This is a genomic window from Parafrankia soli, from assembly GCF_001854695.1.
In the GTDB taxonomy this organism is placed as follows: Bacteria; Actinomycetota; Actinomycetes; order Frankiales; family Frankiaceae; genus Parafrankia; species Parafrankia soli.
This window is the reverse complement of the sequence record NZ_MAXA01000235.1, coordinates 167,358-180,539: the sequence shown is the minus strand read 5'-3', so window position 1 is coordinate 180,539 and position 13,182 is coordinate 167,358. Positions and strand designations below refer to the sequence as shown.

At 73.5% G+C, this 13,182-nt stretch carries 10 protein-coding genes; 3 read left to right on the top strand and 7 right to left on the bottom strand.

Annotated elements, in window-relative coordinates:
* Positions 1–58: 58 nt before the first annotated feature.
* Complete coding sequence (locus BBK14_RS24575) at positions 59–2,869, bottom strand: WD40 repeat domain-containing serine/threonine protein kinase (RefSeq protein ID WP_071065608.1); 2,811 nt, start codon at positions 2,867–2,869, stop codon at positions 59–61.
* A 504-nt stretch (positions 2,870–3,373) separates the two neighbouring features.
* Between BBK14_RS24575 and BBK14_RS24570 the strand changes: the two genes are divergently transcribed.
* Both BBK14_RS24570 and BBK14_RS24565 read left to right on the top strand, forming a co-directional pair.
* Positions 3,374–4,192 carry a class I SAM-dependent methyltransferase gene (locus tag BBK14_RS24570; protein ID WP_071065607.1) on the top strand — a complete coding sequence of 273 codons (819 nt, stop codon included), beginning with the start codon at positions 3,374–3,376 and terminating at the stop codon, positions 4,190–4,192.
* Positions 4,193–4,466: 274 nt separating this feature from the next.
* On the top strand, positions 4,467–5,789 hold the full coding sequence (locus BBK14_RS24565; protein WP_071065606.1) for an ABC transporter substrate-binding protein: 1,323 nt from the start codon (positions 4,467–4,469) through the stop codon (positions 5,787–5,789).
* 179 nt (positions 5,790–5,968) lie between these two features.
* Here the strand turns inward: BBK14_RS24565 and BBK14_RS24560 are convergent, their stop codons facing one another.
* Together BBK14_RS24560 and BBK14_RS24555 are read right to left on the bottom strand one after the other, a co-directional pair.
* On the bottom strand, positions 5,969–7,015 hold the full coding sequence (locus BBK14_RS24560; protein ID WP_071065605.1) for a hemolysin family protein: 1,047 nt from the start codon (positions 7,013–7,015) through the stop codon (positions 5,969–5,971).
* A complete protein-coding gene (locus BBK14_RS24555; protein ID WP_071065604.1) occupies positions 7,012–8,547 on the bottom strand; it encodes a hemolysin family protein in 1,536 nt (511 codons plus the stop codon). The genes BBK14_RS24560 and BBK14_RS24555 overlap by 4 nt, the downstream gene beginning before the upstream one ends.
* A gap of 662 nt (positions 8,548–9,209) precedes the next feature.
* On the opposite strand from BBK14_RS24555, the gene BBK14_RS24550 reads away from it, so the two are divergent.
* Positions 9,210–10,001, top strand: a complete 792-nt coding sequence (locus BBK14_RS24550; protein ID WP_241831816.1) for a DUF4232 domain-containing protein — start codon at positions 9,210–9,212, stop codon at positions 9,999–10,001.
* Positions 10,002–10,078: 77 nt separating this feature from the next.
* Here the strand turns inward: BBK14_RS24550 and BBK14_RS24545 are convergent, their stop codons facing one another.
* The 4 genes from BBK14_RS24545 to BBK14_RS24530 all read right to left on the bottom strand — a co-directional run bounded on the left by BBK14_RS24545 (position 10,079) and on the right by BBK14_RS24530 (position 13,117).
* Positions 10,079–10,291 carry a hypothetical protein gene (locus tag BBK14_RS24545; RefSeq protein WP_020459561.1) on the bottom strand — a complete coding sequence of 71 codons (213 nt, stop codon included), beginning with the start codon at positions 10,289–10,291 and terminating at the stop codon, positions 10,079–10,081.
* A gap of 167 nt (positions 10,292–10,458) precedes the next feature.
* The gene (locus tag BBK14_RS24540; RefSeq protein ID WP_083391216.1) at positions 10,459–11,253 is read right to left on the bottom strand and encodes a sulfite exporter TauE/SafE family protein; all 795 of its coding nucleotides are present in this window, start codon (positions 11,251–11,253) and stop codon (positions 10,459–10,461) included.
* Between the two features lie 20 nt (positions 11,254–11,273).
* Positions 11,274–12,035: a TetR/AcrR family transcriptional regulator gene (locus BBK14_RS24535; RefSeq protein ID WP_083391215.1), complete on the bottom strand. Its 762-nt coding sequence runs from the start codon at positions 12,033–12,035 to the stop codon at positions 11,274–11,276.
* Entirely contained in the window at positions 12,008–13,117 is a 1,110-nt protein-coding gene (locus tag BBK14_RS24530; RefSeq protein WP_071065603.1) for a CaiB/BaiF CoA transferase family protein, read from the bottom strand. The genes BBK14_RS24535 and BBK14_RS24530 overlap by 28 nt, the downstream gene beginning before the upstream one ends.
* Positions 13,118–13,182: the final 65 nt, after the last annotated feature.

Below are 13,182 nucleotides of genomic sequence, written 5' to 3'. Positions count from 1 at the left end.
CGCGGCGGACATCGGGCGGCGGCGATCAGCCCGAGGTGGAGATCAGATGGCGGCGGGATCAGGCGGTGCACGGGTCCCGGAACGGGAGCTCGCTGATCCGCTGCTCCCATTCGGCCCGGCTGATGCGGGCGTCCGGGTCGGCGCAGGCGATCGTCGTGAGCTTCGCGGCGTCCGTGGTCCACACCGCGACCTGCCCGGACTCGGTGCTCAGCGCGAGCCGGTCGTCCGCGGCGTCCGTCGCCAGGGCGAGGATCGAGCTCTTCAGATCACCGACCCGGACCATGGGCACGGCACTCGAGGTGTCCCAGTAGGCGACGACGCCCGCCTGGTCACCGCTGACGGGCTGGCCGCCGGCACCGAACACGACGGCGTCGACCGGGGCCGTGTGGCCGTGCAGCTCACTGGTGAGACGGGCGGCCATCGGGTCGCGCACATCCCAGACACGGACGGTGCGATCGTCGCCACCGGTGATCATCTGGTGGCCATCTGTGCTGAAGGCGACGGCATTCACCGCACCGACCGCGCCGGACGCCACCCCTGCCCGGACCGGTTTACGAGGGTCCGTGATGTTCCACAGCTGGACGTCGCCACCGATGCCCGCGGTGGCCAGCAGTTTCCCGTCCGGGGTCAGGGCCATGTCCGTGATCACGGCGGTGGTGAGCTGGAGGCGCAGCATCGCGGGCGCGGCCGGGTTCGAGACGTTCCACAGACCGAACGTGCCGTCCTGGGCGGCCGCGGCCAGCAGCGATCCGTCCGCGGACAGCGCCACATGAACGGGACGGGACAGGCCGTCCATCTGGGCGACCTGCTGGGGGTTCGCCGGATCGGTGACCTGCCACAGGCGGGCCGCGCTCTGCGTTCCGCCGGTCGCGAGCCGCGTGCCGTCGCCGGTGAACGCGATGCCGTCGGACGGGTCGTCCGAGCGGCGTTCGCTGATCAGCGCCGGTTCGCCGCCGTCGGTCAGCCGAAACAGCCGGAGTACGCCGTCCGCGCTGGTGGCGGCGAGGACGGTGCCGGCGGGGTTGATGGCGATATCCCCGTAGGGGACGTCCGAGGCCGGGGTGCGCACCGCGGACGCACCTGCGAACGAGGCGACCATGGCGTCCTCGGCGGCCTGGACGGCCGCGATCCGGTAGGCGGCGAGGCTCAGCCGAGCGGCGAGCGCCGGGTCCTGCGCGCGGCTGGCCGCGGCGGTCGCGGCGAGGTGCGCCGCGATGGCCTCGCGGTCCGCGCTCGACCCATCGTCACCACCGCCGCCACCGAGGGTAACGATCGGTACGACGACGGCGGCGACGAGTAGAGCCGCGAACCCGGCGAGGACCATGGTGCGGCGCCTGGACCCGTGGCCGGACTCCGCGCCCTGCGACGGATCGGCACCCGCTCCTTCGCCGGAGCCGGCCGGGGCCGGGGCACCCGGCACCGGTGACACCGGCCCGGACGACTCGGCTGGTCGCGCGAGCGGCCCCGCGGGCACCGGCCCCGACCATCCCGGCCCGCCGGTGCCCTGTCCGCCGGCCGGTTGGCCGCCCTGGCCTTGGGGCGCGGGTGACAGCGGGTATGGAGGCGGCTGGGAGATCGGTCCTGACGGTGTGCGGGGCTGGGCGGAGCCCGGTGAGGAGACACCGGGAAACGACGACGCCGGCGGCGGGGTGCCCAGCGCGGGCCCGGCACCGGCCCGCGGCGCGTGTGTCAGCGGCCCGTGCGCCGCCGCCGCGGTTCCGCTCCCGCCACGGCCTCCGACAGCGCCCCCGCTCCTGCTTCCGACGGCGCTCCCGCCTCCGCCAGCACCTGCTCCGCCAGCACCTGCTCCGGGTGTTCCGCCTGCTCCGGACACGTCGCCTGGTCCGACCGGCCCGCTCGCGGCCGCTCCGGCGGCTGCGCCGGCGGCGGTTCCCGAGGCTGTCCCCGCGCGGTCGCGGCGCCCGCCTCGGGACCAGCGGCGGCCGCGGGGCGCCCCGGCCGTGCCCGCCGTGCCTTCGGTGCCGCCCGGCGGCCCGGGTGCCGCGCTCCGGTCGGGGATGGCCACCCCGCCCATCAGCGACGCGCGCAGCTCCTCGGCGCTCGGCCGGGTGGCCGGGTCCTTACGCATGGCGAGCTCGACGAGCTCGCGCAGCTCGCCCGTCACGCCGTCGAGCTGCGGCTGCTCGTTGATGATGCGGTAGAGGACAGCCTCCATCCGGCCGTGCCCGAACGGCGGGTGCCCGGTCGCCGCGAAGATCATGATTGATCCCCAGGCGAAGATGTCGACCGCGGCGGTGATCGGCAGGTCGAGGATCTGCTCCGGCGACATGTAGCCGGGCGTGCCGATCGCCTGCTTCACGTTGCGGGACAGGTCGCTGACCGTGTCGTACTCACGCGCCAGCCCGAAGTCGATCACCTTCGGGCCGACCGGGGAGAGCAGCACGTTCGCCGGGGTGAGGTCGCGGTGCACGATGCCGGCGGCGTGGATGGCCGACAGCGCGGTGGCGACGCTGACCGCGAGCTGTTCGAGATCGGCCGGCCGCATCGGGCCGCGTGCGGCCACGTGGCGGGAGAGTGTCGGGCCCTCGACGAACTCCGTGACCAGGTACGGCTGCGGCCCGTTCGGGTCGGCGTCGAGCACGGCCGCGGTGGTGAAGCGGCGGACCCGGCGGGCGCTCTCGGTCTCGCGGGCGAAGCGGGCGCGGAACTCCGGCCGGGAGGCCAGCTCGGGGCGGATCACCTTGATCGCGACGGCGGTGCCGTCCGGCGCCTGGCCTAGGAAGACGGCGCCCATCCCGCCCTGGCCGAGCCGGCCCACCACCCGGTAGGCGCCGAGCTGTACCGGGTCCTCGGTCCGCAACGGGCGCGCGGTGTTCCCGGACACCGGTGGTGGCGTAGCTCCGGTCACGCGGCCCCACTCCTGCGGTTGTCACGGCAGCCGCGGGCTGCCGAGGTCGACGACCCGGCGCGGGCAGGCCCGGCGCCACTGCCCGGCGCGCCGTGCGACGGACTCGAGCGCCGCCCCCACCCGGTCGGCCAGTGCGCCGCCCGCCGATCTTCCGACCTACGAGCCACACTGATGATCGTTCCGTGCTGCCAGCCGCCTGAACGACATCCGCACACGATCACTCGGCAGCGGTCAGCCAGCAGCGGTCACTCGGTAACGATCATCCGTGCACACCGCGCCAAGCTGATCCTACGGCACGCCGGTTGGCGAGATCCCAGGTCTGGCAGGCCTGTTCGTTGCTCGTGGTGAACCCGGCGGGTCCGGCGGCTCTCGTCGCTCGGACCCGGCCGAACCGGTCGGATCAGTGCCCGACGGCGGATACCGTGCATCCCGGCCGTCCACCGGCGCGTTCTTTCGTGCGACCGTTGGCCGGTTCGCCCCGATGGTGTCGATCTGGGAGGTCACGTGCTCCGCCGCGCAGCGAAGTTCGAGGTCACACTCACCCCGACGTCGGAGACGCTGCTGGCGCCGGTGGCCGACGAGCCGCGGCGGTGGCTGCTCGGCCGGGCGCTGGACGACTTCGTCGCCGACGTCGGCGCGCTCGACGAGGTCGCGCCGCGCATGGTCCCGGGTGTGACCCGTCCGAAGATCGACACTGCTGTCGACGAGGCCACGCCGACCGTCGCCGACGGCACCCTGCTCGTTTCCGGCCAGGAGGTGATGCAGACCTGGGAACGCCCGCTGATGCTGGCGCTCGCGCGCGCGGCCACCCGTCCCGGCGGCTCGGTGTGCGAGGTCGGCTTCGGCCTCGGTATCTCGGCGGGCTTCATCCAGGAGCTCCGGCCGGCGACCCACACGATCATCGAGGCGAACGCGGACGTCGCCACCACGGCGCGCGCCTGGGCCGGAGCCGACGGGCGGCAGGGGGTCGAGATCGTGCCGGGGCGCTGGCAGGACGCCCTGCCGGGGCTGGGCCGGTTCGACGGCATCCTGTTCGACACCTATCCGCTGGACGAGCGCGAGGTGGACGACTATGTGGTGCGTGACGCGACGTTCGCCGAGCACTTCTTCCCGCACGCCGCCGCGCACCTGACGGACGACGGGTCGTTCACCTACTACTCGAACGAGATCGACTCCCTCTCCCGCCGCCACCAGCGCGCGCTGCTGAAGCACTTCGAGACGTTCTCGGTCCGGGTCGTCGACGGCCTGCGTCCGCCGGCGGACTGCAGCTACTGGTGGGCCCCGTCGATGGCGGTGATCGTCGCCTCCGGTCCGCGCCGCTGACCGGGCGCCGCTGTCCGTCCGACAACAGTCCGTGTACGCGCCATTCGGTGGGCGGGCGGGTCGATCTGGTTGCGGTTACTGGGCCTGGCTGCCGTGATGTTGTACGGTTTGCCGAGTCGGTTTGCCCCTAGCCGTACCTAGTGTCCTGGTCTATCCCTTTTCCAGGTGTGCCGGCTTCACGGTGTGCCGGAGTCGTCTTCGGGCCGGGACCGGCCCAGGGGGTTCCGCCCGCCCGCCCGCGCCTGTCGCGGCACCCGGACATCAGGAGAGACCGATGACGACCCGACCGACTCCCGCCGCGCACGAGCGAGAGGCCGGTCGGGTCGGCCAGATCGGCCCGCCGCGGCGGGTCCAGCGGGCGCGCCGGCTCCGTCCGTTGCGGCGGATCGCCGCCGTCGTCGCCGGGCTGGGCATGGCCGGGTCGATCCTGCTCACCGGGTGCTCCGCCGGCGGCACCGACAGGACGGCCGGGGCCCGCGCCTCGTGCACGCCAACGCCGGGCGTCACCCCCGACGAGGTCCGCTTCGGAGCCCTCTACCCGGACACCGGCTCGGGTTCGCCGCTGTCCCGCGCGTTCCGGGCCGGCATCGACGCCAGGCTCGGGGTCGTCAACGGTACCGGCGGCATCCAGGGGCGGCAGGTGCGGTACGACTGGCGCGACGACGAGTCGACGTCCGACGGCGCACTGCGTGGCGCCCGCCTGCTCGTCGACCGTGACCAGGTCTTCGCGATCGTCGGCACCAGCGGCATCGCGACCGAGGCGGTGAGCTACCTCGCCGAGCGCGGCGTGCCGACCATCGGCCAGGATCTGACCGCCAGCGGCGACAACGCCTTCGGCTACTCCAACGTTCTCGGCGGCCAGCTCGGGAACTCGGTCTTCGGAGTGTTCGCCCGTGCGCACGGCGCCACCCGGGCCATTCTGCTGCGGACCGAGCAGATCCCCGCCTCGGGGCAGATCGACGAGCGGATCGCCCACAGCCTGCGCGCAGGCTCGGTCGAGGTCGTCGACACCATCGACTGGACGCCGACCGGCTTCGACCTGAACGCCGTCGCGGCCCGGGTCCGCGCGGCCAACGCCGACATGATCACCGGAGTGGTGCCCCCGCAGGCGCTCGCGGACGTCGCGACCGCCGCCCGGCAGGCCGGGGCGACCATCAAGGTCGTGATGGTGCCGATCGGGTACGACCCCGGCCTGCTCGATCGCCGTCCACAGGGCCTGGCCGGCAGCTTCTTCCTCGTCGACTTCGTGCCCTTCGAGGCGGGGACCCCGGCGCACGAGCGCTACCTCGACGCGATGTCCCGCTACGCCCCCCAGATCGAGCGCCGGGAGCAGACCACCGGTCTGGTCGGCTGGATGACCGCCGACCTCTTCCTCCGGGGCCTCGTCGAGGCCGGTCCGTGCCCCACCCGCGCGGGCTACATCGCCGCGCTGCGCAAGGTGGCGGACTACGACGCGGACGGGCTGCTGCCCAGGCCGGTGGACCTCGCGGTGAAGTCCGCGCCCACCGCCTGCGTGAGCGTGGTCCGAGTGTCCCCGGCCGCGGACGCTTTCCAGGTCCAGATGCCCATGGCCCTCTGCGGCGAGGCGCTGAGCTGACGGCCGTGCTGACGGCCGCCCGCCCGCGTCCGTCCGTCAGCTCAGCTGCCCGGCACCCGGCACCCGGCACCCGGCACCCGGCACCCGGCACCCGGCACCCGGCACCCGGCACCCGGCGACGGGCGACGGGCGGGCACTGAGCCGGCCCAGCGCCCGCCCGGCACCGCCCCCCGCCGGTTTCAGGCGCGCTGACGGGTCGCCTCGTCGCGGATCTCGCCCACCAGCTCCTCGAGGATGTCCTCCAGCGCCACCAGGCCGAGGATCCGGCCCTCGCCGTCGGAGAGCCGGGCCAGGTGCGATCCCGAGTGCTGCATGGTGGCCAGCGCCGTGCGCAGGCTGTCGTCCGCCCCGACACGGACCAGCGGCCGGATCCACTTGGCCGCCACCGGGGCCGAACGTCGGTCCTCGCGGTTCTCCAGGACGTCCTTGAGGTGCAGGTAGCCGACGAGGTCACCGTCGTCCCCGCGGACCGGGAACCGGGTGAAGCCCGTGTCGGCCGCGAGCCGCTCGACCTCGCGGGGCGTGATGGACGGCGGCACGGTGACCAGGCTGTCCGGGCGGAGCAGGACGCTGCGCGCGGTGCGCTCGTCGAACGACAGCGCGCCGGTCAGCAGGTCGTGCTCGTCCTCCGCCAGCAGGCCCTCGCGGTGTGATTCCTCGATGAGCCCGGCCACCTCGTCGCGCGTGTAGACGTTGGTCACCTCGTCCTTGGGCTCGACCCGCGCCGCCCGCAGGGAGAGGTTCGCGATCCGGTTGAGGATCGAGATCACCGGCTTCACCACCCGGACGACCGCGACCAGCGGCGGGGCCATCAGCAGGACCGCCCGGTCCGGCATGGCCAGCGCGATGTTCTTCGGGACCATCTCACCGATCACCACGTGCAGGTAGGTGACGGCGGTGAGCGCGATCGCGAACGCCACCGGATGGCGCAGCGACAGCGGCAGGCCCACGGCCTCGAACGGCCCCTCCAACAGGTGCGCGATGGCCGGCTCGCTCAGCGCGCCCAGACCGAGCGTGCAGACCGTGATGCCGAGCTGGGCTCCGGCCAGCATCAGCGACACGTTCTCCATCGCCTTCAGGGTCACCTTCGCCGCCCGGGAACCGGCGAGCGCCATCGGCTCGATGGTGTCCCGGCGGGCGGAGATGATCGCGAACTCGGCCCCGACGAAGAAGGCGTTGCCGGCGAGCAGCAGCACGGTTACGGCCAGGGCGAGGACGTCGTTCATCGCTCGGACTCCCTGACCCCGGCTGAGACCGACCGCGTGCGCCCGCGCCGGCCCGCGTCGTCAGCGCGGTCCCGGCCGCGGGCCCGGCCAGGCCCGGTGCCCGGCGGCTTCGTGCCCGCCGGCGGTGCTGTGTCCGCCGGGGTCGCAGGTGGCGGAGTCGTGGCTGGCGGAGTCGTGGCTGGCGCCTCGCCCGAGGGCTGCTCCGCGATGTCGGCCCGCGCCGGGTTCGTCGCGGCGTCGCCCCGCGGGTCGAGCCGGATGCGGTCGACGCGGCGGCCGTCCATCCGCTCGACCTCGTAGCGGATGCCGTCCAGGACGATCGTGTCGCCAGTGCCGGGGATGCGCCCGAGGGTGCGCGACATCAGGCCGCCCAGCGTCTGGTAGGCGTCGTCAGCCGGGATCGGCAGGCCGGTGACCTCACTGGCCTCCTCCGGTCGCAGCAGGCCCGAGACGAGCCAGCTGCCGTCCCGGCGGCGCAGCGCCCGGGGGCTGACCCGGTCGTGCTCGTCGACGACGTCACCGACGATCTCCTCGATGAGGTCCTCCGCCGTCACCAGGCCGTCGACCCCGCCGAACTCGTCGACGACGATCGCCATCTGCAGGCCGCCCGAGCGCAGCGTCTCCAACAGCGGCTCGAGGGGCATCGAGGACGGCACCGTCGCCGCGGGGATCATCACGGCGCGTACCTGTACCATGTCGCGCCGCTCCTCCGGCACGCTCACCGCGTGCTTGACGTGGATCAGGCCGACGACGTCGTCGCTGCCGTCGCCGATGACGGGGAACCGGGCGTGCCCGGTCCGCCGGACGGCGCTGATCACCTCGGCTACGGGGGCGTCCGCGTCGATCGACTGCATGCGCATCCGGGGAGTCATCACGTCCTCGGCGACCCGGTCGCCGAAGGTCAGCGAGCGCTGCATGAGCGTCGCCGTCTCCCGCGGCAGCGTTCCGTGCTCGGCCGACCGGCCGAGCAGCGAGAACAGCTCCTGCGGGGAACGTGCCGACGCCAGTTCCTCCTGGGGTTCGACGTTGACCCGCCGCAGCAGCGCGTTCGCGGTGTTGTTCAGCGAGTGGATCACCGGGCTGGTCACCCGGGTGAAGAGCCGTTGCGGACGCTGGACGGCGCGCGCCGTCCCCAGCGGCCTGGCGATGGCCAGGTTCTTGGGCACGAGCTCGCCATACAACATCGTGAACGCGGTCGCGAGCACGAGTGCCAGGGCCACGGAGAGACCACGTGCCAGGCCCTCGGAGGCACCCAGACTCGTGACGGGACCTTCAAGTAGGTCCGCGATGGCGGGCTCGGCGAGGAAGCCGATCGCCAGGTTGGTGATGGTGATGCCCAGCTGTGCGCCGGAGAGCTGGGTGGAGAGGCTTCGCAGTGCGGTGAGGACGCCCGCCGAGCGGCTGTCGCCGTCCGCCGCGGAGCGCTCGACCGTGGGCCGGTCCACCGTCACGAACGCGAACTCGGCCGCGACGAAGATGCCACATGCGATGACTAGCGCAAAGCTGAGAAGCAGGAGGAGCGCCTCTGTCACCGATCGACCCCCGCGGGCGCTTCCCTACGCGTGGGTCGGCCGGAACTACATCCGGCGTCGTCGGAGCTTTTCATGATCCCTTCCGTCGGGTAAGGCGGCCGCCGGTCTTCGGTGGCCGCCCTGCGGACCTGCCTACCCCCGTCGAGCTGGTTCAACGCGCGCCGGAAGCGGACCGTTTCACCATGGCCTGTGGGATGTGTGTCGGTCCAGGGGCTACGCCGTGGTACGGCGTCGGGCGGGCGGGTGGGCAGTCCGGCGACGGCCGCCCGTCGGCCGCGACCGGGCCCACCTTCGGGGGCAGCGAAGCCCGGTTCGGACGGTTCCGCCCCGGCGCGGCGCGGCCGGGACCCCACCGGACGGGTGTGGCGCGGCCTCCGGCGGGGAACATGATCGGCACGCGGCGGCATGCCGGTGCGGAGCCCACAGATCGGGGGATCCGGGAGGGCGTCATGCGTCTTTCTTCATCCACCCACGGCCGTTTGGCGATGTGCCGGGCGGGGATCACCCCTCGACGGCTCCGGGCGGTTCTCCCGGCCCGGCCCACCGGATTTCCCGAGGCGACGGAATTCGCTGCGACCGGCGGATTCTCCGAGACCGGGGGATTCGCTGAGAAGGCCGGATTCGCCGCGGTGTCGGAATACGGGCCGGAAAAGGAATGCTCCGTGTCGGATCGGCCCGTCCGTGCCGCGATGTCGTCGAGACTGGTCGAATGTCGTCGGGTCACTTCCGGGTGCGCGGTCACCGGTGTGCTCGTCACCGGGCTCGCGGTCGGCCTCGCCGTCGGGCTCGGCGCTCCTGCCGCGGCGCTGGCCGTGGCTGCGGCCCGCCCGGTCGAAGCCGTGCCGGCCGACACCGGGCCCGCCGATGCCGGGCCGATCGAGGCCTGCTCACCGGGGGATCTGCTCGCGGAGCTGACCGGCGCGCAGGGCGGCGCGGGCCAGGTGTACGCGGACCTCGTGCTGGCCAACCAGGGCAACAGGGCATGCGCCCTCGCCGGGTATCCGGCGGTCTTCCAGGTGGATGCGACCGGCGCCGCCGTGGGGGCGCCGGCGGTGGCCGACGGGCCGCGTGGCCCGTCAGTGATCCTTTGGCCAGGGCAGCGGGCCGCCGCGGGCCTCAGCGGGACCAGCGCGGGTCTCGTGGCGGGCCGGTCGGCCGGGGCGGAGGCCGCCGGCATGTCGGTCATCCCGCCTGGCGGGGACGGTGTGCTCAAGGTCGCCGGGTTCACCGAGGCCGGCGGGTTCTCCGCGGGGGAGTGGGCCGCACTGCGCGTCACAGCGCTCCGGCCGTTCCCCGGCGACCCGATCCCTGACAACCCGATCCCCGACCACACGCTCACCGGGGCTCACCCCGTCCACCTGACGTCGTGCCCGGCCACCGGTCCGGCCTGCGATCGGGTGCGCGCGGGTGCGGCGACGGCGACGTCCGCGGGGTCACCACTCTGCTCGTGGTGACCCCGCGGACCTCCCACGGCCCTGGGTCGAACGTCCGCGGAGCCGCGGGCGGCCTCGTGCCGCCCGGACTCCCGGAATCACCGCGGGGTCAGGCCGAAGGTGTAGAAGATGGACAGCGGCCAGGCGAGCGTCGCCACCGCCGCGGTGAAGAAATGACGCAGCGTCGCGCCGTCCCAGTCGGTCACGTCCCAGTAGTCCTGGCTGATGGTGATGATGAGGCCGATGGCCAGGTAGACGAGAAATCCGAGACTCACGCTGCTGTAGGCACGGGTGCGGACCCGGGTTGCCATCGGGGGCTCCTTCTTCGGTGGGGCTGGTTGTCCGTTGCGCTGGCGAATACCCGGCCGCGTCCGCTCTAATCCTCATGTCCCGGTTGACGTCACCTGAGGCAGTTCCGTCGCGCATTCGCGTGATGGGCGGTTCCGGGTGAGCCGGGTCGCACGTCCGGCCGGTGCGTTCAGGTGTAGGCGTCGAGTGCCAGGGAGACGGCGAGTCCGGTCGCGGCCGCGGCGACGATCCAGCGCATCAGCGGCGCCGGCAGGACCCGGACGATCCGGGGCCCGATCGCTCCGCCGACCAGCAGCCCGGCGGCCAGCGGCACGGCGGCTCCCCACACGACCGATCCGAGCGCGGCGAAGAGGACGGCGGCCACCGCGTTCGAGAAGCCTGACGCGACGTTCTTCACAGCGTTGACCCGGGCGAGCGACTCCGGGATCGCGATCGCCATGATCGCCAGCAGCGCGACGCCCGCGCCCGCGCCGAAGTAACCGGTGTAGACCGCGACACCGAACACGGCGAGCAGCATTGCCGGGCGCTCGCCCCGGGCCGGGCCGCCGGCACCGCCATCCACGCCGGCACCGCCATCCACGCCGGCACCCACGGCCGTGCCGGCACCGCCGCCGGCCGCGCTCATGATGCGCGGCGAGAGCAGGAGGAGCACGGCCGCGCCGAGGATCAGCCAGGGCACGACGAGCTCGAAGGCCCGCGCGGGGGTGGTCAGCAGCAGGATCGCCCCGGCAGCCCCGCCCGCCAGCGTCGCCGCGCCGTAGCGGGCGACCCGCCGCGCCTGCCCGGCGAGCTCGGGACGTGAACCCGCGGCAGCGCCCAGCGCGACGCAGATGAGCGCGGCAGAGTTCGTCATGTTCGCGGCCTGCGGCTCGAGTCCCACCGCGAGCAGCGCCGGATAGGAGACGAGCGACGCCAGGCCCGCCACCGTGCTGGTGATCCCGGCGAGGACACCGGCCCCGAGCAACAGCGCGACGTCGGCCCCGGTCAGCGCGGCACCGCACCCACGGTCTGCAGCGCGATGCCGACATAGCGGGTGGCGATCTGCGTGGGGGACAGCTCGCCGGCCGGGTTGTACCAGCCGGCGATGGCCTGACACATCCCCAGCAGCGCGCGGGCAGTGTCCCGGGGGCTGTCGACCGTCATCTGACCGGTCGCCTTCCCGTCCGCGAGGATCTCGACGAGCAGGCTCTCGAGCTTCTTGCGCAGCGTCGCGTACCGGCGGCGGTTCACCGGCTCCAGGTAGCGCAGCTCGGTGTCCAGGTAGGCGAGGGCGAACCGGTTCGACATGAACAGGACGACGGCCTCGATGAGCCGCGCGAACCTGGGCACCGGCCCGTCGTCGGCCTCGGCGACGGCCGCGCCGGCCCGCTCGTTGACCTCGGTGACGGTGATCTCGAGGAGCGCGACGAGGATGCCCTGCTTGTTCGCGTAGTGGTAGTACAGCGCGGGGACGGTCACCCCGGCCCGGCGGGCGATGTCGCGCACGGTGGTCCCGTGATAGCCGTGCTCGTAGAAGGCGGCCAGCGCGCCGGCGAGGATGGGGTGCAGGTCCGGCGGGTCGTAACTGCGCCAGTCCACCGGCGATCCGTCGGCATGCTCCCGCCCCGGCGGGACCAGCTTGCGGGTACTTCCGCGGGCCGGCGCGGCCAGCGCGGCCTCGGCGAGCTCGGGACGCGCCCCCGCGCCCCGCCCCCCGGCTGCGTCCGGCCCGGCCCGGTTCAGCCCGCTGACGGTGGCTTCGCCCATTCGTCCAGGATCGCTGCCGGGTCGCCGACGACCGCGCGGCCCGGTAGCGCGGTGGCGCTGCGCGAGAAGCGCGGCGCGGGTGCCGCCTGGGCCATCCCGTCGGTGTGCACGACGGCGCCGCGGTCGGCCATGTGCGGGTGGTCCTGCACCTCGGCGAAGCTCAGCACCGGCGTGACGCAGGCGTCGGTGTCCGTGAAGATCTCCGTCCACTCGTCGCGGGTGCGGGCGGCGAAGGCCTTGGTGAAGGCGTCCCGCAGCACCGGCCACCCGGTCGGGTCGAACTGGTCGGGCAGGCCCGCGTCGGCGAGACCGAGCACCTCCAGCAGCCGGGCGTAGAACTGCGGCTCCAGCGGCCCGACGGCCACGAAACGGCCGTCGGCGCAGGTGTAGGTGTCGTAGAACGGCCGGCTGCCGTCGAGCAGGTTCACCCCGCGCTCATCGGACCAGTCCCCGAACCCGTGCCAGTCGCCCATGCCACGCCAGGCCCACATCATCTGCACCAGGACGTTGGTGCCGTCCACGATCGCCGCGTCGATCACCTGGCCCTCGCCGGACCGCTCGCGTTCCAGCAGCGCGGAGAGGATCCCCACCAGAAGGAACATCGAGCCGCCGCCGTAGTCCCCGACGAGGTTCAGCGGCACCGGCGGGCGCTGCCCGGCCTCGCCCATGGCATGCAGCGCACCGGTCAGCGAGATGTAGTTGATGTCGTGACCGGCGCGGTTGGCCAGCGGGCCGGTCTGCCCCCACCCGGTCATCCGCGCGTAGACCAGGCGGGGGTTGCGGGCCTGGCAGTCCGCCGGGCCGAGGCCGAGCCGCTCGGTCACGCCCGGCCGATAGCCCTCGATGAGCACGTCGGCCCGCTCGACCAGGCCCAGCACCTGCTCCCGTCCGTCGGCGGAGCGCAGGTCCACCCGGACGATGCGCCGGCCGCGCAGCTGGAGGTCGTCGGGCCCGTCGTCCAGCTCGGGACGTTGGATCCGCACGACGTCCGCGCCGAGGTCGGCGAGGATCATCGCGCCGTGCGGGCCGGGGCCGATGCCGGCGAGCTCGACAACCCGCAATCCGCTCAGCGGACCGGTCACGCTTCCTCCAGAGATGCCTGCGGAGATGCCTGCTGCGGGACGGCCGACACCGACGCCGACACCGA